Source organism: Variovorax sp. 3319 (genome assembly GCF_031456585.1).
Lineage (GTDB): Bacteria > Pseudomonadota > Gammaproteobacteria > Burkholderiales > Burkholderiaceae_C > Variovorax > Variovorax paradoxus_P.
Genome location: NZ_JAVDUZ010000006.1, coordinates 1 through 22,699 on the forward strand (window position 1 = coordinate 1; position 22,699 = coordinate 22,699).

The following is a 22,699-nucleotide window of genomic DNA, read 5'->3' on the forward strand; positions in this document are numbered from 1 at the left end:
GGGCGCTGCTGATCATTCCGGTGATCCTGATGTACACGGCATGGAGCTACTGGGTGTTCCGCGGCAAGGTGAGGCATGGGGATGGGTACCACTGACCCTGGTGCTGTCCCCGGTGCTGTCCGCGGTGCTCACGGCCGCGGCAAATGGCTGCGCCGGCTCGCATGGCTGCTCGCCATCTGGGCGGCCAGCGTCGGCACCCTCTTTGCGGTGGCGCTGGTCTTTCGCTGGCTGATGCGCGCGGTAGGCCTCACTGCGCCGTGAGGCCTGCTGCAGGCTAGTGGTGCTGCGCGTGGGCAGGTGCAGCCCGCCGGCGGATCTCGCTCTGGAGCGCACGTTGTCCCGCTGCCAGGGCGGCTTCGTAGGTGTCCGCCGGATCGAAGGCGTCGCGAAGCACCTTGGGGTTCGCTCCGTCCGTATCCGTTTCAAGCAGGCGCCAGACATATGAACCGAGGGCTGGCTCCTCGATGATGAGTTCGATGGGTTGTGTCATTGCTTCAACTTGCACACACCGAGGGCATCTGTATGTAGGCGAAGTTCGAATGCTGCAGGCCCCGTCTTCGATTTGGGGTTCTTCTACCTGGAGTTCTTTCGATTCGAACTCTTCAGTTGGGCTTTCTGCCGTCGCTCGCAGCCGTCAACCGCAGCGCATTGCTGATGACCGACGCAGAGCTCAGGCTCATCGCCAGCGCCGCGATCATCGGCGACAGCAGCCAGCCGGTGAACGGAAACAGCACGCCGGCGGCCAGGGGCACGCCCAGCGCGTTGTAGATGAACGCGAAGCCCAGGTTCTGCTTCATGTTGGCAATGGTTTTTTCCGAGACGATGCGCGCCTGCGCAATGCCTCGCAGATCGCCCTTCACCAGCGTGACCTGCGCGCTGTTCATTGCAACGTCGGTGCCGGTGCCCATGGCCACGCCCACGTCGGCCTTGGCGAGCGCGGGCGCATCGTTGATGCCGTCTCCGGCCATGGCGACGATGCGGCCTTCGCGCTGCAGCTTTTCGACCAGAGCCAGCTTGTCGGCCGGCTTGACTTCTCCATGCACCTCGTCGATGCCCAGCCTTGCGGCCACGGCCCGCGCCGTGGTCAGCCCGTCGCCCGTTGCCATGATCACGCGCATGCCTGATTGCTTGAGCGCCTCCAGCGCCTCGATGGTGGTGGCCTTGACGGGGTCGGATACCGCGAGCAGGCCCGCCGGATGGCCGCCCGAGGCAAGGAACATGACGCTGGCCCCTTCGGCGCGCAGGGCTTCGGCCTGCGGCTTGAGTGCATCGACGGGCACGCGCAGCTGATCCATCAACGCAGTGTTGCCAAGCGCCAGCTTCTTGCCGCCAACCATGCCGCTCACGCCGATGCCGCTGCTCGATTCGAACTCATCCGCCGCGGTCAACGGCAGGCCGCGTTCGCGCGCCGCCGCCACGATGGCGTGCGCCAGCGGATGCTCGCTCCCCTGGTCGAGGCTGGCCGCAAGGCGCAGCACGTCGTCTTCGGTAAATCCGGGCAAGGCCACTGCGCGTTCGAAGCGGGGCTTGCCTTCGGTGAGGGTGCCTGTCTTGTCGACGATGAGCGCATCCACCTTGCGAAAGTTCTCTATGGCCGCCGCATCGCGGAAAAGCACACCCTGCGTGGAGGCCTTGCCGGTGGCCACCATGATCGACATGGGCGTGGCAAGACCCAACGCACAGGGGCAGGCAATGATGAGTACCGCCACCGCATTGATGAGGCCGTGGGTCCAGCTGGGCGCCGGCCCGAAGAACCCCCACGCAAAGAAGGTCAGCAGCGCAATGCCGATGACGACCATGACGAAGTAGCCCGCCACGTGGTCGGCCATTCGCTGCATCGGGGCCCTGGAGCGCTGGGCCTGCGCCACCATTTGCACGATGCTCGCGAGCACGGTCTGCGAGCCGACTTTTTCCGACTGCATCACCAGCGCGCCGTTGGTGTTGAGCGTGGCGCCGATGAGCTTGTCTCCAACGCGCTTGGTCACCGGCAGGGGTTCGCCCGTGAGCATGGATTCGTCGACCGCGCTCGCGCCCTCGACTACCACGCCGTCCACCGGCACCTTTTCGCCGGGCCGCACGCGCAGCTTGTCGCCGACGTGCACATGGGCGATGGGTACGTCTTCTTCAGCACCGTCGGCACCGATGCGCCGAGCTGTCTTGGGTGCAAGGCCCAGCAGCGACTTGATGGCCGCCGAGGTTTGCGAGCGCGCCCTGAGTTCGAGAATCTGGCCGAGCAGGGTGAGCGAAATGATCACCGCGGCGGCCTCGAAGTACACCGCCACGCGTCCCATGGACATGAACGATTCAGGAAAAACGCGGGGCGCCACGGTGGCGACCACGCTGTAGACGAAGGCGGCCGCTGTGCCGAGGCCGATGAGCGTCCACATGTTGGGGCTGCGGTTGGCTACCGACTGCACCGCGCGCTCGAAGAAAGGCCATCCCGCCCACAGCACGATGGGAATGGAGAGAGCCAGCTCGATCCAGCTCTGCGTGGCCATTTCGAACCACTGCAGGCGGTGCCCGGCCATTGCGAGCACGGCGACTGCAATGGTGAGCGGCAGCGTCCAGAGAAAGCGGCGCTTGAAGTCGCGCAGCTCGGGATCTTCTTTTTCTTCCGCGTCGAGGCTGGGCATTTCGGGCTCCAGCGTCATGCCGCACTTGGGGCAATTGCCGGGGTGGTCTTGCCTGATCTCCGGATGCATCGGGCAGGTGTAGATCGTGGGCGATCCGGTTGGCGCGCCGGGCTCGCCGCCGGCCATCGCCGCGTGGTGGCCTTCGCGAGGATGGTGGTGCTGATGTTGGTGGTGGGAATGTCCCGGGTTGGAACGCATGTCGTTCATTCGAGCTCTCCAGAAAGAACCGTGAGTACGCGCGTGCCTCGGCGGATAGCCATGTTCATGGCAACTCCTTTGTTGAACACGGGCTTCAGTGTCAGGGTTGACATCGTGGCAAGGTCAAGCCCGTCTGCGGCCGCCAGGAACGCTGCAAGAACGTCAAGCAAAAAGCCCCCGGTTCATTGCAGAACCGGGGGCTTTTTGGTTTGGGCGCGGTGTTGTGTCAGACCGCTGAAACGGACGGCTTGGCTGCATTGGCAGCGGCGCCGCTGCGAGCGCCCGGCGGGGTCTTGACGATGGAGGTGAGCGCGGGCTCGGCCATGCGCAGCGACGCGAGATCCGGGCGCGGGCGCCGCAGTTGGGCGTCGGCGGCAAATGCCAGTTCCATGGCATGCGCCGCACCCAGCACCTGGTGGTCGGCCCGGAAGCCGCCGACGATCTGCAGCCCGAATGGCATGCCCGCATGGTCGACGCCGCAGGGCAGCGAAAGCGCCGGGTGCGTCGTCAGGGTGACGACGTACGTCAGTGCCAGCCAACGGTAGTAGTTGGCCTGCTTCTCGCCGTTGATGGTGTCCGCATACAACTGCGTCCACGGGAAGGGCGACACCGGCGTGGTGGGCGAGAGGATCAGGTCGTAGTCTGCAAAGGTCGCCTGGAACCGCTTGATGAGCCGGGTCTGCTCGGCCTGCGCCCAGGCGCTGTCGAGCAGGCTCATCTGCGCGCCCATTTCGTAGTTGGCGCGGGAGTTGGGGCCAAGGCTGGCCGGGTCGCGCTGGTAGGCCGCGTGCATGCCGGCCACGAAGGCTTCGGCGCGCAGCACGTCGAAGCAGCGGTGCGCCTCACCCAGGTCGAGCGTCACCTGGTCGCACGACTTGAACAGGTGCCGCATGGCGCCGATTTTCTGGCGCATGGTGGCGCGAATGCTGTCGTCCACCGCGCAAACGCCGAAGTCTTCGGTCCATGCCACGCGCAGCCTGCTCAGGTCGATGTCCATCGGCTTCTGAAAAGACAACGCGTCGAGCGGATAGCTCAGCGGATCGCCCGCGTGCATGCCGGCGGAGGCGGCCATTTGCAGGCACGCATCCTCGACCGTGCGGCCCATGGGGCCGACGACGGAAATCGGCGTCCAGCTGAGCAGCTTTCGCACGCTCGGCACAATGCCGGGCGAAGGCCGGAACCCGACCACGCCGCACTTGGAAGCCGGAATGCGCAGCGAGCCGCCGGTGTCGGAGCCGGTGCACACGGGCAGCATGTCGCACGCAAGGGCCGCGGCCGAGCCGCCGGAGGAGCCGCCGGCATTCAGGTTGGGGTTGAACGGGTTGCCGGTGGCGCCCCACACCTCGTTGCGCGAATTGGCACCCGCGCCCATTTCCGGAACATTGGTCTTGGCCGCAACGATGGCGCCGGCCCTTCGAAGGCGTGCGACCAGCTCGATGTCTTCATCGGGCACGTGATCGCGAAAGATGGCGGAGCCCCAGGTAGTGAGCAGGCCCGCGGTGGGCTCCAGGTCTTTCACGCCTAGCGGAAGGCCATGCAGCAGGCCCAGCGCATCGCCGCGCATGACGGCGGCTTCAGCAGCCTTGGCTTCGGTGCGCGCACGTTCGAAGCAGGTGGCGGTCACGGCGTTGACGAACGGGTTCACCCGTTCGATCTGCGCAATGCACGCCTCCAGCAGCTCGACGGGCGAGACCGCCTTGCTGCCGATGAGCCGGCGCAGTTCGACGGCGGATTGTTCGATCAATTGGGTGTCCATCAGTCTGCGGTGATGTTGGCGCGGGCGGCAACGGCGCGCATCAGCGGCAGTTCCTTGTTGATCAGCTCGCTCACGGCGGCGCCGTTGCTGAACGCCGGCTCCAGGCCCTGCGCGACCAGCTTGGCGCGGGTGTCCGCGTCGGCCACGGTTGCGGCCAGCGCCTTTTCGAGCTTGGCCTTCACGTCGGCGGGCAGGCCCTTTGGCGCCGACACGACCAGCCAGGTGTCCATGTTGATGTCGGGGTAGCCGCTCTCGGCCATGGTGGGCACATCGGGCAGCAGGGTGGAGCGCTTGGCCGTGGTCACCGCAATGGCCTTGATCTTGCCGCTCTTGAGCTGGGGAATGGCTGCACTCACCGTGTCGATGCTGAACGGAACCTGGCCGCCCATGAGGTCGGTCATGGCCGGTGCGCTGCCTTTGTAGGGCACGTGCGTCATCTTCAGGCCGGCGGCGCTCAGGATGGTTTCTCCCGCAAATTGCGCCGTGGTGCCGGTGCCGTACGAGGCATACGAATACTTGCCGGGCGATGCCTTCACGTAGTCCACGAACTGCTTCACGGTCTTTACCGGCACTTCGCTGTTGGCCAGCAGGATGAGGCCGACGCGCCCGACCAGGCCAATCTGGTCGAAGCCCTTGACCGGGTCGTACGGAAGATTCGCGCGGATGGCCGGGTTCACGGTGAAGGTGGTGCCCGAGCTCACCAGCAGGGTGTAGCCGTCTGGCGCCGCCTTGGAGACATAGCTCGCCCCAATGACCGTGCCGGCACCCGCGCGGTTCTCTATGACCACGGGTTGGCCGAGCTCCTTGCCCAGGCGCTGGGCGAGCACGCGGCCGTTCACATCGGTGGCGCCGCCCGGCGGAAAAGGAATGACGAGCGTGACGGGGCGCGACGGAAAAGCGGTCTCCGCGGCGGCCGCCATCGATGCAAGGCCAAGGCAGGACATCAGCAGCAGGCTGGCCAATGCGGGGAGGCGTTTCATGAAAGTACTCCTGAGGGACGGTGGGCGTGACGGGGGTGTGACGGTGGAATGCAATTCCATCCTAGGAGCCGCAGCCTGCTGCCACAAGCGCAATGTTTAGAATTGTGGATTGCCGTTTCGGCAATCGAGACAACCGCTTGCCACCCTTGCACCGGAGAATTCCATGGCTCTTCATGCGCTGCAGGAGACCGCTGTGCGGTACTTCCTGGAGGTGGTGCGTACCGGCTCCGTAAAAGAAGCCGCGCTCAAGCTCAACGTGGCGCCTTCGGCCGTGAGCCGGCAGGTGGCACGGCTGGAGCGCGAACTCGACACGTTGCTGTTCGACCGCCACGCACGCGGCATGGTGCCCAACGCCGCCGGCGAACTGCTGGCCGCCCACGCCAAGCGCATGCAGCAGGACATCGAACGGGTTGCAACCGACATCGAGGGCTTGCGAGGCCTGCGCAGCGGCCGCGTGCGTGTGGTGAGCACGGAAGGCTTTGCCTTCGACTTTCTTCCGACGCTGATTGCGCGGTTTCGCAGCAAGCATGCGGGCATCCGCTTTCACCTGGAGGTGTGCTCGCCGAGCGACATACCCGCGCGCATACGCGACGGCGAGGCGGACATCGGCATTACGCTGAGCTCCGTCCCCGAGCCGGGCATCAAGATCGAGTTGCGCCATCCGAGCCCCATCCTCGCCGTGATGGCCAACGACCATCCACTGGCGGCGCAGCGGCAACTGTCGTTGCGGCAGGTGGTGGCCTATCCGCTGGGGCTGCCGCCGCAGGACAGCTCGATCAGGCAACTTCTGGACACCAGCTGCAGCAGGCAGGGGCTTCAATACGTGCAGGCCATGTCGAGCAACCACGCGAATGCGCTGGTGAGCTTTGCTGCGGCAGGGGGCGGCAGCATCGCGTTCTACGGGGAGTTGTCGATTCGCACGCAGCTCAAGTCGAAGGCGCTGGTCGCCATTGCGCTGAAGGACCGCGAAATGAACGAGCGCCACCTCGAGGTCGAGACGCTGGCAGGCCGGTCGCTGCCCGATGCGGGCAAGGCATTCGTGCAATTCCTGACAGATGCCGTCAAGGCGAGTGGGTGAAGGCAAAGAAACCGGTTCCCGCGTGCGCTACACTCCGCGCCGCTTGCAGTGGCCCCAGCTGCTGCGCCGTCATAGGCAACATGACGAGAACAATCCAAAGGAAATTTTCAAGTGAACCGTATCGAACTGGTCGAAAAGATCGCCGCCGCCCATAACGTCAGCAAGGCCGAAGCCGCCCGTATCGTGGAAACCGTCACGGGTTCCATCGTCGCCGCAGTGAAGAAGGGCGACCCCGTGCAGCTCATCGGCTTCGGCACCTTCAAGCAAGTGGCTCGCGCCGCGCGCACCGGCTTCAACCCGCAAGCGGGCGCGAAGATCAAGATCGCCGCACAGAAGGTGCCCAAGTTTGTGCCGGGCGCAGCATTCAAGGCCGCCATCGACCCCAAGGCTGCAAAGCGCAAGGCCGACAAGGCAGCTGCCAAGCCCGTCGCCAAGAAGGCAGCACCGGCCAAGAAGGCCGCCGCTCCCGCCAAGAAGGCCGCCAAGAAGTAAGACTTCGGCGAGCATGGCTTGCGGCTGCAAGGCTGCTGCCAAGGCAAAACGGCCCTTCGGGGCCGTTTTTTTATTGCCCGTGCGCCCCGCGAGCATCAAGCCAGCGTTGTGCCCAGTCTCGCAAGGATGAGGTCGTACAGCGTCTGGGCTGCGACCGAGAGGCTTCCTTCGCGGCGCTGCACCAGGTAGATGGTTCGGGTGAGCCCTGGCAGCGCCAGGGGCCGTGTCACGAGCGTGTCGCGCCGAAAGTGAAAGAGCGTGAGCTCCGGCACCACGCTGATGCCGATACCGGCCTCGACCAGCCCCGTGACGGTGGCCAGGTGTTCCACCTCGAACACCGCATTGAGCCGCAGCGGGTGCAGCGCGGCGTCCAGCGACTGGCGCACGCTGCTGTTGCGCGCCATCTGTATGAAGGGCCAGGGCGCGAGCTGCTTTGCAGTCAGCCTGGGTACGTCGGCCAGCGGATGGTCCTTGCGGCAGACCAGGTGAAAGCGGTCTTCGCAGAGCTTGCGCCCGCGCAGGTCGCTGGCCGCGGCTGCATCGGCGCCGGTGGTGGCCAGCGCAAAGTCGGCCTGATGGCTGCGCAACTGCGCAATGCACGCGTCGGACAGCGCATCGTGCAGTTCCACCGTGATGCCGGGCCAGGTTTGCATGAACTCGGCAAGGATGGCCGGCAGCCAGCCCGCGGCCAGCGAAGGCAGCGCCGCCACGCTCACGCGGCCCTTGCGCCGCTCCGTGTGGTCGGCGAGGTCGCCGATGGCGTCCTGCATATCGTCGAGCAGGCGCCGCGCAGAGGGTTCGAACAGCCGGCCCTCCGCCGTGAGCTGCACGCTGCGCGTGTCCCGGTCAAAAAGGCGGGTGCCGAGCGTTTCTTCCAGTGTGCGGATCAGCGCGCTGAATGCCGGCTGCGATAAATGACAGGTCTGCGCCGCGCGCGTAAAGTTGCGCTGCTCGGCCAGCGCCGTAAAGGCGCGCAGTTGTCGGCTGGAAAGGTCGGGCGCGGACATCGATCTGGAAATTGGATAGAACGGCCCCGGCTCCGGGGTTTGCGGATGGTATCTCTGTGCCTTGCGCGCAACGAGTCCGCCCGGCTTTCCAGTCTGCGAGTCATGGGAAACACGCGATTCTGTAAAAAACTTCTTACAGGAAGCACAATCGGCATCATGATCCGGGGCATGAAGACCGGCGAAGCAGCATCCGCTTGGCGACCTGCCCTCTGGGTTCGTGTCGCCGCGCTTGCTTTGGCTTTCGCGGCAACGCACAGCGCAGCACAGCCATCCGCGCCAACGCGGCTGCGCGTTGTGGGCGGACTGGCCGGCCTCAACCAGTACGCGCTGCACGAAGAGCGTTTCTGGGGCAAAGACCTGGCTCGCCTGAGCGGCGGCAAATACACCGCGAGCATCGTTCCGTTCAACCAGGCCGGCGTGCCGGGGCAGGAAATGCTCAATCTCATGAGATTGGGCGTCATTCCGTTCGGCACCGCCTTGCTGAGCCAGATCAGCAACGAGTACCCCGAAATCGGCACGCCGGACATCGCGGGCCTCAACCCCGACATGCCCGCCATGCGGCGGGTGATCGGCGCCTTCAGGCCGTACCTCGAAAAAACGCTGCGCGAGCGCCACGGCGTCGAGCTGCTGGCGGTGTATGTGTATCCGGCCCAGGTGATCTTCTGCAAGCAGCCTATGAAGCAGCTTTCCGATCTCTCCGGCCGGCGCGTTCGTGTTTCGGGCGCCACCCAGGCCGACTTCGTGCGGGCCCTTGGCGGCGTGCCGGTGTTCACCGAGTTTGCCGAGGTCATGGCGAACATGAGTTCGGCCAACACCGAATGCGCCATTACCGGTGCCATGTCCGGCAACACGCTCGGCCTGCACAAGATCACCACCTCGCTCTATACGTTGCCCATCAACTGGGGCGTTGCGGTATTCGGCGCCAACACCGACGCATGGAACGCGCTTCCCGCTGACCTGAAAGTCCTGCTGAAAAGCGAGCTCCCGAAATTGGAGGCCGCGGTCTGGGAAGAGTCGGAGCGCGACACCGGCAACGGCATCGCGTGCAACACGGGCGCCGCTACTTGCGTGAAAGGTACCAAGGGCTCCATGGTCGAGGCACGTCCTTCCGCCAATGACGAACGCCGCAGGCGCGAAATATTCGCCGCGAGCGTGCTGCCCCGGTGGGTGCAGCGATGCGGAGCCGTGTGTGCGGAGGTCTGGGATCAGACTGTCGGCCCGGTCGTGGGCATCAAGGCTCCCGTCGGGCAGTGAACAAGCTGCTGCCCCGCCGCATCACCGCCTTTATCTATGGCGTAGCGGCGCTGTTCCTGACGGCCGTTCTGGCCATTGCCGCATTCACGATGTGGCAGACCTACGAAAAGGCGATTGCCGACGACGAGAGCCAGGCCATGCGCTTCGTCGTTACCTCGGAAGCCGCGCTCAACCGCAGCCTTCTGGCGGTCGACATGCTGCTGGCGGGCATGGGCCAGTTCTTGCGCAACTCCAGCCTGGAGAGCGTCGCCAACGACATGGTCAAGCCCGAAACCGCGCAGCTGATCGAAACCGTCGTCAGGCAGAGCCTGCTGGTCCGGTACGTTGCGCTGCTCGACCCCGAAGGCGCGGTGATCGCGTCTTCCGACCGCCGGGGCGCAAAGCTGGCGCTGCAGTTGCCCCCGGGGTTCCTGAAGGAAATCCTGAGCCGGCCGGGCTCGATGCTGTCGGTGAGTGCGCCCACGGTGAGCCAGGCGACGTCGCAGCAGGTGCTTTATTTTGGGCGTGTGCTCCGGCTGGCGGACGGCGGCAAGATCGTGGCGGTGGCCGAAGTGCAGGTCTCCATGCTCACCACCATCCTGGCGCAGGGGGCGAACATCAAGGGGCTCGAGGTCACGCTGGAGCGCGAATCGGGCACATTGCTGGCCAGCACGCCGCCGCGCGACGATCTTGCCGGCCGATCCGTCGGGCCGGCCTTGATGGACCAGGCCAGCGACGGGCGCCCGCACCGCATGAAAGCACGGCTCAGCGGCGAGCCCGCCATCGTCGTCGCCCGGCCCACGCTGCACAGAAACCTGCTGATCGTCGCCGGTATTCCGCTCGAGTTCACCCTGGAGGACTGGCGCAGCGAACGCAACTCGATCCTCGGCGTAACGCTGGCTTTTGCGCTGCTGATCCTGTCGGTCAGCTACTTTGCGCGCGCGCAGCTTTCGCGCCAATGGCGCGCGCGTGCCGACCTGGTTCGCTCCAAGGCCACGCTGGACCAGGCGCTCGAATCCATGGCGGACGGCTTTGTGCTGCTTGACCCCGATGGCCGCGTGATCACCTGGAACCGCCGCTTCGTCGACTACTTTCCGTGGGCGGAAAAGCTGCTCGCGCCCCAGGCGCCGTTCCAGCCCATCGATGAACAGAATTCCCGCAGCCTGCAGGCGCACAGCGAGCAGGAGCTCGTCTTGCCGGGCGGGCAGGTGATTGTCGCGGTCAAGAGCCCGACGCCGGACGGCGGCCTGGTGTGCATCTACCGCGACGTTACCGAGAAGAAGCGCCACGTTTCCGACATTCTCGAAGGCAAGGCGCAGCTGCAGGCCACGCTGGACGCACTGCCCGACGTGCTGCTGGAGGCCGGCATCGACGGCCGGTGCTACCGCTTCCATTCGCCGCGCAGGCCCAAGTCTTCGATCAAGGTGCGCGAGCCGGTCGGCAAGATGATGTCCGATCTCTTGCCCGCGAATGCCGCGGCCGAGGTGATGGTCGCGCTGCGCGATGCGTTCGAGTTCGGGTTTTCTTCAGGGCGGCAGTTCGAGACCCGGGTTCTGAAGGGCACCGTATGGTTCGAGATTTCGGTCTCTCGCAAGCTGGTGGGCGAGGGCGCCGACGCGCGGTTCATCGTCATCCTGCGGGACATCACCGAAAGCAAGCTGGCTGCCCGCGAGATCGAGCACCTTGCCTTCTATGACAACCTGACGGGCCTGCCCAATCGGCAGCTGTTGCTGCACCGGCTGCAGGCCGCGGTCGATTCCAACATTCGCCGCACGCGCCATGGGGCGCTGTTGTTCCTGGACCTGGACGACTTCAAGACGCTCAACGATGCACTCGGGCATGCCACCGGCGATGCCTTGCTCAAGCAGGTGGCCGGCCGGCTGCAGGGCAGCCTGAGCGAAGGCGGCACGGTGGCGCGTCTTGGCGGCGACGAATTTGTGGTGCTGCTCGAAAACCTGAGCGAAGACCCCGCCGTTGCGGCAATGCAGACCAACGCGACCGGCGAAGCCATTCTTGCGGAGCTGGGCGAATCGTTCCAGCTGGAAGACCACGAGTACCACAGCACGTGCAGCATTGGCGCCGTGGTGTTCAGTTCGGCGCACCAGTCGCTGGAAGACCTGCTCAAGCAGGCCGACATTGCCATGTACTACGCAAAGTCGGCCGGCGGCAATGCGCTGCGTTTTTTCGAAACGGCAATGCAGACCGCTATCACTGCCCGCGCAACGCTCGAGAGCGAACTGCACGCGGCGCTGGCGGGCAACCAGTTCGTGCTGCACTACCAGAGCCAGGTAACGTCGGAAGGCCACATTGCCGGCGCGGAAGTGCTGATTCGCTGGCACCATCCGGAGCGTGGCATGGTGCCGCCCGGCGGCTTCATCGAGCTGGCCGAAGAAACCGGGCTGATCGTGCCCATTGGCATGTGGGTGCTAGAGACGGCCTGCGTGCAGCTGGAGCGCTGGAGCCACGACCCGAGGCGCCGGCACCTGCAGCTGGCCGTCAACGTCAGCGCGCGCCAGTTCCGTACGGCCGACTTCGCGGAACGCGTTCGCGATGTGCTGCGCAGGACCGGCGCAGACCCGACAAAGCTGAAGCTCGAGCTGACCGAGAGCCTGCTGCAGGACAAGATGACCGAAACGGTCAGCAAGATGCAGTTGCTCGCGTCGATGGGCATCCGTTTTTCGATGGACGACTTCGGCACCGGCTATTCGTCGCTCTCATACATGACGCAATTGCCGCTGGACCAGATCAAGGTCGACAAGTTCTTCGTGCAGAGCATCGGCACCGATCCGAAGGTCGAACTGATCATCCAGGCCATCATCGGCATGGCGCGCAACCTCGAACTCGAAATCGTGGCGGAGGGTGTTGAAACGCAGCAGCAGTTCGAGTTTCTGCAAATGCACGGAAAGATGCTGTGCCAGGGCTACCTGTTCAGCAGGCCAGTGCCGCTCGAAGAGTTCGAAGCGCAGCTGGACGTTGCCATGGCGGACTGAGCGCACGCCACGCCCCGCCGGAGTCCACATACGATGCGTCTCCAGATTTCCGACCTGACGCAATTCAGCCTGCGAGCCCGGCTCTCGGCAGGCGTGGTGGCCATTGTTTTCCTGACGACGGCAGGCATTGCCGGCGTTGCGCTCTACTTCATCAAGCGCAACATGCAGGCGACCATCGCCGAAGAGCAGTTCGAGCGGATCTCTGCCATTGCCGATGCGGTGGACCAGAAGTTCCTGAGCCGCCGCACCCTGCTCAAGACCTTCGGCGACAGCGTGGAAAGCCGCAATTTCACTGGCGCCGAGGGGCTGCAAGACCTTGTCATGCAGCACAAGTCGCTCAAGGAGGCGTTCGACAACCTGGCCTTCATTGACGCGCAGGGCGAGATCGTTGCCAACCTGAACGGTGCGCAGCAGATCGGCAAGATCAACGTCAAGGACCGCGATTATTTCAAGGGAACCATCTCGACCGGGGCGGGAGTGGTCTCCCAGCCTTTCAGGAACCGCATCAGCGGGCTCGCGCAGGTTGCCATGACGGAGCCCGTGCTCGACCGGGAAGGCAAGGTTGCGTATGTCATTGCGGCGTTCATCACGCTGAGCGAACAAAACTTCCTGGGCGAGCTTGCCAACGTGAGGTTCGGCAAGAGCGGGTACATGTTCATCGTGAACACCGCCGGCATCATCGTCGACCATCCCGACAAGTCCCGGCTCCTGCAGCACATCGATGCCGACGGCGTACCCAACCCTGCCGTCGATCGCGCCATTGCCGGCGTGGAAGGCGCAGCCGAAGGGGTGAACCGCAGGGGCGTGCATGCCCTCTACGCGTTCAAGCGCCTGCAGCAGACCAACTGGGTGCTCGGTGCGATGTATCCGCGCCAGGAAGCCTTTGCCAAGACGGAGCAGATCGAACGCTTTGCGTGGACGGCCGCACTCTTGCTGACGCTCCTGGCCGGCGGGCTCACCTTTGCGACCGTTCGCTCGCAGCTCGCGCCGTTGTCGCGCCTGCGCGAGCACATGCAGGTGTCGCGTGCCAATTCGGGCTATACGCCGCTCGAGGAGGAGCCTGGCTACGACGAGGTGGGCGATCTTTCGTACACCTTCAATTCGCTCATGCGGGAGCGCAGGGCGGCGCAGCAGCGCTTGCAGTCGAGCGAACGATTCTTGCGCGACGTTACCGACAACCTGCCCGCCGTGGTCGCCTACTTCGACAGCAAGCAGCGCTGCCTCTTTGCAAACAAGCCGGGGCTGCGGATGCGCGGCAGAACGCAGGCGGACATCGGCCGCATGACCATGCAGGAATCGCTGCCCGACGCGGTCTACCGGCAACTCGCGCCGCAGGTTGCCAAGGCGCTCGAAGGAACGCCCACGCGCACCGAGGGCACCTATGAGCGCAAGGGCAAGGAGGGCTTCTTCGAATGCCACCTGCTGCCCGACATGCGCGATGAAGGCGTGGTGGGCTACTACGTCATGACCTTCGACATCACCGAGCGCAAGCAAGCCGAGATGCGAAGCGCCAGCAGCGAGCGGCGCCTGCGCGGGCTCACCGACAACGTGCCGGCGCTGCTGACCGAACTCGATCTTGAAGAGCGTGTGGTTTTCTGCAATGGCCGGTATCTCACCTGGCTCGGCATCGAACCGGCCTCGATGATGAACCGGCACATCCGGGAGATCATCGGCGAGGCGAACTACGAGGTGCGCAAGCCGCTTTTGGCGCGCGCCTTTGCGGGCGAGGTGCTGTCGTTCGAACAGACGGCCGAGCTGCTGATCGGCGAGCGGACCCTGCAGACGACTTACCTGCCGCAGAGGAACGCCGACGGCGCCGTGGTCGGCTTGTACGTGGTTGCGCACGACGTTACGGACCTCAAGCAGAAGCAGCGGCAACTGGACACCCTTGCGCGTGAAGACGCGCTCACGGGCCTGCCGAATCGCCGTTCTTTCGAGGAACATGTCCGAGAGGCGATGGCCAGGTCGCGGCGCTCGGGCAAGCCGGTGTGCCTGCTGTTTCTGGACATCGACTACTTCAAGTCGATCAACGATTCGCTGGGCCATGCGGCAGGCGACGCGGTGCTCAGGGAGTTTGGCCGTCGTCTCAAGGAGAGCGTGCGCGAGACGGACATGGCGGCGCGCTACGCCGGCGACGAATTCGTGATTCTTCTCGAAAATGCCGGCGGTGCGTCCGAAGCGGGCACGGTCGCGCAGAAGGTGCTTGCCGCCATGCGGCCGGCGTTCCACCTGTCGAGCCGCACCTTGCAGGCGACCGCCAGCATCGGCGTTGCGATCTCGGAGGGGGACGAGGATTTCCCGTCCTTGTTCATGCGCGCCGACGCCGCGCTCTACGCCGCCAAGAAAGAGGGAAAGAACCGGTTCATGATGGCTGCGCCAAGAACCGAGCCGCCGGACAGCAACCCATGGCCGCGCCAGGAGCCTTCGAGCGCCTGAAGCCTTGAAGCCTCCCGGTGCAATCTGGCGAATCTGCTCAATCTGGGTTTTGTCCTACGCGGAAAGTACCTGCCGCTGTCCTAAATTGGCGGCACCTGCCGCACAAGCAGGAAGCGCATGCCGTGCACGGATGAACGGCCACTGGAGGAAAAAGAGCAATGGCAGATCACGGCGGTGGGAGTGCACCTCTGAATCAACGCACTCTGACCGACGCCGATTTCCGGCAGATGGTCGAAACGGTTTCGGACTATTCCATCATCCTGCTGGACCCCGGCGGCATCGTCATCAGCTGGAACGGCGGCGCACGAAAGCTCAAGGGGTACGACGCGCCGGAGGCCGTGGGGCGGCACTTTTCTCTTTTCTACCCGAGCGAGCTGCTGGAGCAGGGCCAGCCCGAGCTCGCCCTCGAAGCGGTACGCAAGACCGGCCACATGGAAGAAGAAGGCTGGCGCCTGCGAAAGGACGGCACGCGCTTCTGGGCCAGCGTGGTCATTACGCTGATGACCGCGCCGGGCGGAGAGGTGCGCGGCTTCTCGATGATCACAAGAGACCTCAGCGAGCGCCGCCGCCAGGACGAGATGCTGCGCATGAGCGAAGAGCGCTTCCGGCTGTTGGTGGAAGGCGTGAAGGACTATGCGATCTTCATGCTCGACCCCGGCGGGCATATCGTGAGCTGGAACCTCGGCGCGCAAAAGAACAAGGGCTACGAGGCCTCGGAGATCATCGGGCAGCACTTCTCGGTGTTCTATCCGCCGGAGGTTGCCGCGGTCGGCTGGCCCGAGGAGGAACTGCGCAACGCGCTGCGCGACGGGCGCTTCGAGGACGAGGGCTGGCGCATACGCAAGGACGGCAGCCGCTTCTGGGCCAGCGTGGTCATTACCGCGCTGCACGACGCCACCGGGCGGCACCGGGGCTTTGCCAAGGTGACGCGCGACCTGACGGAGCGGCGCCGCGTGACGGCGCTGGAAGACGAAGGGCGCCGGGTCACCAACTTTCTCGCAATGCTCGGGCACGAGCTGCGCAATCCGCTTGCGCCGATTTCGAATGCACTGGAGCTCCTCAAGCGCGAAAAAACCGAATCGGCCGTCATTGCCCATAGCCGCGACATCATCGGCCGTCAGCTCAGGCAGATGACAAGGCTGGTGGACGACCTGCTCGACGTAGGCCGCATCACGAGCGGCAAGATCCACCTGGAGAGCAAGCCGGTTCGCTTGCGCGAAGCCATTGCCGAGGCGGCCGAGGCGGTCCGCCCGCTCATCGACAGCAAGTCGCAGGCCTTGCACCTGCACTGCGAGCGGGACGACCCCTGGATCTCGGGCGACCGCGCGCGAATCATCCAGATCGTCAGCAACCTGATTCACAACGCCGCAAAGTTCACCCACAACGGCGGCAACATCCATGTCTCGCTCTCGCAGCCTGGAGAAGATGCAGACATCAGCGTGCGCGACGACGGGCCCGGCATACCGCCCAAGGACTTGCAGCGCATTTTCGACCTGTTCGTGCAGGGCGAGCAGAACATGGCCAGAACGCAGGGCGGCCTCGGCCTGGGGCTCAGCCTTGTGCAGCAACTGACGACGCTGCACGATGGCCGGGTGAGTGCATTCAGCACCGGAAGGCCGGGAGAGGGCAGCGAGTTCGTGGTGCAGTTCCGCACCACCCAGCCGCCGGTGACCACGCTCGAGGCGCAGCCGCGGCCTGTGGGCGAGCAGTGCGTGCTAGTGGTGGACGACAACGTGGACGCGGCCGAAACCATGGCGCTGCTTCTGGATGCGCTGGGCTACAAGTCCAGCGTGGCGCACGGCGGCCTGTCGGCCATCGAGGCGGTCAAGGCGCAAGACCCCGACGTGGTGCTGCTGGACATAGGCCTGCCGGACCTGAGCGGATATGAAGTCGCCAGGCGCCTGCGGGCCGAAATGATCAACCCCCCGCCGCTGATTGCCATTACCGGCTACGGCCAGGCCAGCGACCGCGAGACCAGCCTCGAGGCGGGCTTTCGTGCCCATCTCACAAAGCCCGTGGACATCGACAAGCTGACCGCGCTGCTCGAGCAACTGCTCGAATCTTCGCGGCCCTGAGGCGCTAGGCCGGGTGCGGCGGCTCCACGGGCAGCGCCCGCTTGTGGGCGCTCTTGCGGTGCGTTGCAAGAATGATCTCGCGTGCCGCGGCCGACACCGGCTTGCCTTCGAGAAAGTCGTCGATCTGCTCGTAGCTGACGCCGAATGCGTCTTCGTCGGGCTTTTGCGGCACGAGCGATTCGAGATCGGCAGTCGGCACCTTGAACACCAGCGCCTCGGGTGCACCCAGTTGCTGCGCTAGCGCACGCACGCGGCGCTTGTTGAGCCCGGTGAGGGGCGTGATGTCGGCCGCGCCATCGCCGAACTTGGTGAAGAAGCCCATCAGTGCCTCGGCCGCATGGTCGGTGCCGATGACGATGCCATCGTGCGCGCCGGCCACCGCAAACTGCGCAATCATGCGTTGGCGAGCCTTGATGTTGCCGAGCACGAAGTCTTCATGCGCCGCATCGCGGAACGCGAGCTCGCCGCCTTTCAATGCCGCGAGCATGCCGTCCGCGGCGGGCCGTATGTCGACGGTCAGGGTGCGGTCGGGCTTGATCACGGTGAGCGAGCGTTGCGCTTCGGCTTCGTCCTTCTGCACGCCGTAGGGCAGGCGCATGGCAATGAAGGTGGCGTCGCGGCCTTCGGCGCGAAGCCGCTCCACCGCGCGCTGCGCAAGGCAGCCGGCCACCAGCGAATCGACACCGCCGCTGATGCCCAGCACCAGCGTCTTCAGGCCGGTGGTGCGCAGGTAGCCGGCCAGAAAGTCGATTCGCCGCTCGACCTCTTGCGCGGCATCGAACACCGGCGCCACGTGCAGTGCGGCAATGATCTCGCGCTGCACGGCGTCGACGGGGGCAAGTTCACCAGCATTCATGAGACGGCCTTTCTGCGTTCATTCATTGGAGCGAATTAAAAATCGACCAGGCTGAGGCCGATGCTCAGCACGGTGCGCTTCCGGTTGTAGTCCACCAGCGTATCGCCGTAGCCGTGGAACAGCTGCGTGTGGAAGCGCAGGTTGCTCGTGGTCGGATCGCCGATGGCCTTCAGCCACTCGAGCCGGATCGAACCGCGCCCGCTGTCGCGCAGGTTGTTGCGCACCGTGAGGCCCAGGGTGTTGTCGCGGTTGAAGTTCCAGCGGCCGGTAACTTCGGCACGGCCGATGTAGCTGGAGATGTCGGGGTTGTCGTCCTTGGCCACGTCTTCCGACAGCCGCTGCCAGACCCGCCCGGTAATGCTGAAGCGGTCGTCCAGCTCGGCCCCGCCCATCAGGTACACGCGGTTCCAGCTGCGGGACAGCGGCAGGCTCTGGCCGTTGGACTGGTGCACGAGGCCCACGCCCGCATAGCGCCAGCGCCAGCCGCCGGGCAGCTTGAAGTCGAGCGGGTAGACATACATCATCTCGGGCTCGTGGTCGGTCGTGCGGAACGGCCGCGAGATCGAGCCGTTGAACAGCTGCCAGGTCGACTGCTGCGAATACGCGAACCAGAGCGAGTCTTTCTTGATCGGGTCGTCCTGCGTGAGCAGGCCCTGCGCGATCTTGGTACGCACCGAGAGGCCAATGCGCATTTCGTTCGCCTGGTAGTTCACGGGGGAGGCGGTGTGGCCTTCGGAGGGCGAGGTGGGCGTGTCCGGCTTGCTGGTGGCAGCCGAGGCCGACACATTCAACGGCCGGTAGCCGCGGAAGCCGAAGGTGCCGCAGTCGGTGCCGTTCTCCAGCTCCCAGAAACGGGAAAGCGCCGAATACTGCCGGTCGCGGCAGCCCTCGCTGGTAGCGACCGACACCACGCGGGTGGCCGGAATGGAGCCGTCCACCGGCGGTGCGGGCTGCGTGCTTGCCAGCACCGGCGGCGCGGCCGGCACCGACACCGAGGGCAGTGTCTGCTGCTGCGCCCAGCGGTCGAAGCAGGCCAGCCGGGCTTCGTTGCTGTTGCCCAGTGCGGCGCATTGCTGCCACGTGAGCTGGGCATCGGCCAGCGGGCTGGAAGGCTTTTCGACAGCTTGTGCGTTGGCCAGCGACGACGCAAAGAGGCCGGGCGCCAGCAGGCTCGCGGCAAGAGTGGTTCGTAGGTGGATTGCGTTCATTTGTCTGCGGTCCGTTCCGTCTTTTTCAGAGTGAAGGGATGTGTGGTTTCGTCGGCTGCATTGCGCCAGGTGCCCCTGAACTCGCGTCCGCAGGAGTCCGGCTGCAGCGTGCCCGACCACACGCCGCTGATGCTGCGCCCGTCGAGCGACTCGTCGATGGCGAGCTCGCCCTCGTCGTCCACGTCGCCCGCCAGTTGCGCAACCGATGGGCTTGCCGAAGGAGCCGCCGCCGCACGCGTGATGGTGCCGCGCACGCCCACGTATTCAGGGTGCTTGCCGAGCACCACCGTTGCGGTGCCCGGAAGGCCGTCGAAGCGCGCCTGCCAGCTGCCATACAGCGCCTCGACCGGCAGTTCACGCGCGGTGGCGGGGCATCCGGGCGCGGCCGTGCTGCGGCCGGCCAGGCCCCCGGGGCCGGCGCATGCGGTGCACAGCGCCGCCAGCGAAAGCAATAGAACCCGCGCCTTCATGACGCGGAAGCGGCAGCCGCTGCAGCTGCCGCGCTGTCTTGCGCCTTGCGCGCGAACTCGGCGCGCAGCGCCTTGAGCTTCTCGCGCGGGTCTTCGCGGGTGGTGGCCTTGTCCAGGCCCATTTCGGCAATGAAGCGGCTCGGCACGCAAGGCACCATTTCGCGTCCTTGCTTGCGCTTCTTGGTCCAGCTCACCGCAAGGCTGCGCTGCGCGCGCGTAATGCCCACGTACATCAGGCGGCGCTCTTCCTGCAGGCGCTGCAGCGTTTCGTCGCTCACCTTGAGCTGGCGGCCGTTGTCGTCTTCGAGCTTGAACGGCAGCAGGCCTTCGGTGACCCCGATGAGCATCACGTGCGGCCATTCGAGGCCCTTGGAGGCATGCAGCGTCGACAGCGTGACCACGTTCTGGTCCTGCTCGCGCTCGCTGATGGTCGAGAGCAGCGAGATGGTCTGCGCCACCTCGAGCAGGCTCTTGCGTTCGCTCTCGATGTTGTTGTCGGCGCCCGAGGCGTCGTCGATGGTGCCGCCTGCGCGCTGCGACATCCAGTCGACGAATTCCAGCACGTTGGTCCAGCGTGCGGCCGCGGCCTGCTCGCTGTCCTCGCCGTCGTAGAGGTGCTTTTCGTAGTCGATCTCTTTCAGCCAGTCGAGCATGAAGGTGCGCGAATCTTCGGCGCCCATGGTGCGGCGCGCGCGGTATTCCAGGTCGTTGATGTAGCGGCCGAACTCGTGAATGCCCTCGAGCGTGCGCTTGGGCATCACGCTTGGCAGCGACGGGCTGAAGAGCGCTTCGAACAGGCTCAGCTTGTACTGGCTGGCAAAGGTGCCGAGGCTCGCGAGCGTGGTGTGGCCGATGCCGCGCTTGGGCGTGGTGATGGCGCGCAGGAACGCCGGGTCGTCGTCGTTGTTGACCCACAGGCGAAACCAGCCGCACAGGTCCTTGATTTCGGCGCGGTCGAAGAAGCTCTGGCCGCCCGAGACCTTGTACGGAATCTGCGCCTTGCGCAGTGCCTGTTCGAACACGCGCGCCTGGTGGTTGGCGCGGTAAAGAATGGCGAAGTCGCGAAACTCCTTGTACTGCTTGCCCTGCGCCGTGGCGTCGCCCGCACGCAGGCTGATGATGCGCGCCACTGCGCGCTCGGCCTCGTGCGCCTCGGAGTCGGCATCGACAATGCGCACCGGCTCGCCTTCGCCCAGTTCCGAGAACAGCGTCTTCGGAAACAGCTTCGGGTTGGGACCGATCACGTTGTTGGCCGCCCGCAGGATGGCGCTGGTGGAGCGGTAGTTCTGCTCCAGCTTGATGACCTTCAGGTTGGGGTAGTCGACCGGCAGCTTGCGCAGGTTGTCCAGCGTGGCGCCGCGCCAGCCGTAGATCGACTGGTCGTCGTCGCCCACCGCCGTAAAGCGCCCACGCTCGCCGGCCAGCGCCTTCAGCACTTCATACTGGGTGGCGTTGGTGTCCTGGTATTCGTCCACCAGGATGTGGCCCAGCGTGTTCTGCCACTTGGTGCGCACTTCGTCGTAGTCGCGCAGCAGCTTGAGCGGCATGCCGATGAGGTCGTCGAAGTCGACGCTCTGGTAGGCCGTGAGCCGCTCTTCGTAGCGCGCCATGATGCGCGCGGTGATGCGCTCGTTGTCGTCCACCGCGGCGGCCTCAGCCTGCGCCGCGTTCAGGCCCATGTTCTTCCACTTGCTGATGGTCCACTGCCAGATGCGCGCGGTGGCGGTGTCGGTGGTGCCGCCGGCGTCCTTCAGGATCTTGGTCACGTCGTCGCTGTCCAGGATGCTGAAGGCCGGCTTCAGGCCCAGCACGGCGCCGTCTTCGCGCATCATGCGCACGCCCAGTGCGTGAAAGGTGCAGATCACCACATGCTTCGCGTCGCGTCCGATCAGCCCCTTGGCGCGTTCGCGCATTTCGCTCGCGGCCTTGTTGGTGAAGGTAATGGCCGCAATGCGCTTGGGCTCCAGGCCAGCCTGGATGAGCCGGCCGATCTTGTGCGTAATGACGCGCGTCTTGCCCGAGCCCGCACCCGCGAGCACGAGGCAGGGGCCATGCAGGTAATTGACAGCTTCTTGTTGCGCGAGATTGAGACCGGAAGACATGAGGAGTGGGAACGGAAGGCCGCGAGGGAACGGGCAGGCGCAAAGCGGGCAATGATACGGGGCGCAGCTCTCGCACAACCCCTTCGAAGTTCACGATGCGGGATGCAACGACAATCACACCGTGCTGCCCGTATTTCTCGTTACCTTTCCTTTCTTTGCGTTGATTGCCGCAGGCTATGGCGCCGCCCGGTCGCGCGTCCTTCCGCTGGACGCGATTCCCGGCCTCAACACCTTCGTGCTTTATTTCGCGCTGCCTTGCATGCTGCTGCGCTTTGGCGCCGACACGCCCATTGGGCAGTTGCTCGACGGCAGCGTCGCACTGGTGTGGGGCCTGTGCGCGCTGGCTGTGGTGGCGGGCACGGTCGCTTTCACCCGCAACCGGCGCATCGGCTGGAACGACGGTGCCTTCGGCGCCCTGGTGGCGGCGTTTCCGAACACCGGCTTCATGGGCGTGCCGCTGTTGGTGGCGCTGCTGGGTGCGCAGGCGGCGGGGCCGATGATCATCACCATTGCATTCGACCTGGTGGTGACTTCGTCGCTGTGCATTGCGCTCTCGCGGCTCGACAGTGCCGGTGGCGCGGGCGGTGCCGGCGCAGGCGGGGGGCATCACGGCCCGCGGCAGGCGGCGCGCCAGGCGCTGCGCGGCGTTCTGGTCAACCCGATGCCTTGGTCCATTCTGTTGGGCGTGCTGTTGTCGGCCGCGCGCTGGCGCCTGCCGGGGCCGGTGGAGCGCACCGTGGCCATGCTGGCCGATGCAGCCTCGCCGGTGGCGCTCTTCACCATTGGTGCGGTGCTGGCCCGGTCGGCATTGCTCGCCCGCGAGCATGCCGCAAGCGCGGAGGTTGCCGCTGCAATGGGCGTCAAGTCGGCGCTTGCGCGCAAGGCACCGCTGGCCGACGTGCTGCCGGTCGTGGGCATCAAGCTGCTGGTGCATCCCGTGCTGGTGTGGGTGGTGGGGCAGGGCGCCATTGCGCTCGGGCTGCCGCTTTCTTCTTCGGCGCTGATGGTGATCGTGCTGGTGGCGGCGCTGCCGAGCGCCAGCAACGTGGCCATGCTCGCCGAGCGCTTTGGCGCCGACAACGGCCGCATCGCGCGAATCATCTTGTGGACGACCGTGGCGACGTTCTTCAGCTTTCCATTGGCGGTGGGCCTGCTGCGCTGAGCCGGCGCGCCGCAAGGCGCTTT

The 22,699-nt window shown here is 65.5% G+C and carries 17 protein-coding genes; 8 read left to right on the forward strand and 9 right to left on the reverse strand.

What is annotated here, in order from left to right; genetic code table 11:
- The first annotated feature begins 81 nt into the window (after positions 1-81).
- Complete coding sequence (locus tag J2X67_RS13370) at positions 82-261, forward strand: DUF2474 domain-containing protein (protein WP_309953691.1); 180 nt, start codon at positions 82-84, stop codon at positions 259-261.
- Positions 262-274: 13 nt separating this feature from the next.
- On the opposite strand, the gene J2X67_RS13375 is transcribed toward J2X67_RS13370, so the two are convergent.
- The 4 genes from J2X67_RS13375 to J2X67_RS13390 form a co-directional block, all read right to left on the reverse strand.
- Positions 275-490 (reverse strand): hypothetical protein, encoded by a 216-nt coding sequence (locus J2X67_RS13375; RefSeq protein ID WP_309953693.1) that lies wholly within the window; start codon positions 488-490, stop codon positions 275-277.
- A 112-nt stretch (positions 491-602) separates the two neighbouring features.
- Positions 603-2,759, reverse strand: a complete 2,157-nt coding sequence (locus J2X67_RS13380; protein WP_309954082.1) for a copper-translocating P-type ATPase — start codon at positions 2,757-2,759, stop codon at positions 603-605.
- Between the two features lie 298 nt (positions 2,760-3,057).
- Positions 3,058-4,587: an amidase family protein gene (locus J2X67_RS13385; protein WP_309953696.1), complete on the reverse strand. Its 1,530-nt coding sequence runs from the start codon at positions 4,585-4,587 to the stop codon at positions 3,058-3,060.
- A complete protein-coding gene (locus tag J2X67_RS13390) occupies positions 4,587-5,567 on the reverse strand; it encodes a tripartite tricarboxylate transporter substrate binding protein (protein WP_309953698.1) in 981 nt (326 codons plus the stop codon). Before J2X67_RS13390 ends, J2X67_RS13385 begins: the two co-directional genes overlap by 1 nt.
- 163 nt (positions 5,568-5,730) lie before the next feature.
- Between J2X67_RS13390 and J2X67_RS13395 the strand changes: the two genes are divergently transcribed.
- Together J2X67_RS13395 and J2X67_RS13400 are read left to right on the forward strand one after the other, a co-directional pair.
- Positions 5,731-6,645, forward strand: coding sequence for a LysR family transcriptional regulator (locus J2X67_RS13395; protein WP_309953700.1), 915 nt, complete (start codon positions 5,731-5,733; stop codon positions 6,643-6,645).
- Between the two features lie 111 nt (positions 6,646-6,756).
- The gene (locus J2X67_RS13400) at positions 6,757-7,137 is read left to right on the forward strand and encodes an HU family DNA-binding protein (protein WP_309953702.1); all 381 of its coding nucleotides are present in this window, start codon (positions 6,757-6,759) and stop codon (positions 7,135-7,137) included.
- A 95-nt stretch (positions 7,138-7,232) separates the two neighbouring features.
- On the opposite strand, the gene J2X67_RS13405 is transcribed toward J2X67_RS13400, so the two are convergent.
- Positions 7,233-8,144 carry a LysR substrate-binding domain-containing protein gene (locus J2X67_RS13405; protein ID WP_309953704.1) on the reverse strand — a complete coding sequence of 304 codons (912 nt, stop codon included), beginning with the start codon at positions 8,142-8,144 and terminating at the stop codon, positions 7,233-7,235.
- 168 nt (positions 8,145-8,312) lie between these two features.
- On the opposite strand from J2X67_RS13405, the gene J2X67_RS13410 reads away from it, so the two are divergent.
- From J2X67_RS13410 to J2X67_RS13425, 4 genes are all read left to right on the forward strand, one after another.
- Positions 8,313-9,398 carry a TRAP transporter substrate-binding protein gene (locus J2X67_RS13410; RefSeq protein ID WP_309953705.1) on the forward strand — a complete coding sequence of 362 codons (1,086 nt, stop codon included), beginning with the start codon at positions 8,313-8,315 and terminating at the stop codon, positions 9,396-9,398.
- Positions 9,395-12,367 carry an EAL domain-containing protein gene (locus tag J2X67_RS13415; RefSeq protein ID WP_309953706.1) on the forward strand — a complete coding sequence of 991 codons (2,973 nt, stop codon included), beginning with the start codon at positions 9,395-9,397 and terminating at the stop codon, positions 12,365-12,367. The genes J2X67_RS13410 and J2X67_RS13415 overlap by 4 nt, the downstream gene beginning before the upstream one ends.
- A gap of 33 nt (positions 12,368-12,400) precedes the next feature.
- Positions 12,401-14,803, forward strand: coding sequence for a diguanylate cyclase domain-containing protein (locus J2X67_RS13420; protein ID WP_309953707.1), 2,403 nt, complete (start codon positions 12,401-12,403; stop codon positions 14,801-14,803).
- Positions 14,804-14,961: 158 nt separating this feature from the next.
- Positions 14,962-16,878, forward strand: coding sequence for a PAS domain S-box protein (locus J2X67_RS13425; RefSeq protein WP_309953708.1), 1,917 nt, complete (start codon positions 14,962-14,964; stop codon positions 16,876-16,878).
- 4 nt (positions 16,879-16,882) lie between these two features.
- Here J2X67_RS13425 and nadE read toward each other — a convergent pair whose 3' ends face one another.
- Genes nadE through J2X67_RS13445 form a run of 4 tightly spaced genes read right to left on the reverse strand, consistent with a single transcriptional unit; the run spans position 16,883 to position 21,514 of the window.
- Entirely contained in the window at positions 16,883-17,734 is an 852-nt protein-coding gene (gene nadE, locus J2X67_RS13430; protein WP_309953709.1) for an ammonia-dependent NAD(+) synthetase, read from the reverse strand.
- Between the two features lie 35 nt (positions 17,735-17,769).
- Positions 17,770-18,942 carry a phospholipase A gene (locus J2X67_RS13435; protein WP_309953710.1) on the reverse strand — a complete coding sequence of 391 codons (1,173 nt, stop codon included), beginning with the start codon at positions 18,940-18,942 and terminating at the stop codon, positions 17,770-17,772.
- The gene (locus J2X67_RS13440; protein ID WP_309953713.1) at positions 18,939-19,412 is read right to left on the reverse strand and encodes a hypothetical protein; all 474 of its coding nucleotides are present in this window, start codon (positions 19,410-19,412) and stop codon (positions 18,939-18,941) included. Before J2X67_RS13440 ends, J2X67_RS13435 begins: the two co-directional genes overlap by 4 nt.
- Entirely contained in the window at positions 19,409-21,514 is a 2,106-nt protein-coding gene (locus J2X67_RS13445; RefSeq protein ID WP_309953715.1) for a UvrD-helicase domain-containing protein, read from the reverse strand. Before J2X67_RS13445 ends, J2X67_RS13440 begins: the two co-directional genes overlap by 4 nt.
- A 121-nt stretch (positions 21,515-21,635) precedes the next feature.
- On the opposite strand from J2X67_RS13445, the gene J2X67_RS13450 reads away from it, so the two are divergent.
- On the forward strand, positions 21,636-22,676 hold the full coding sequence (locus J2X67_RS13450) for an AEC family transporter (protein WP_309953717.1): 1,041 nt from the start codon (positions 21,636-21,638) through the stop codon (positions 22,674-22,676).
- Positions 22,677-22,699: the final 23 nt, after the last annotated feature.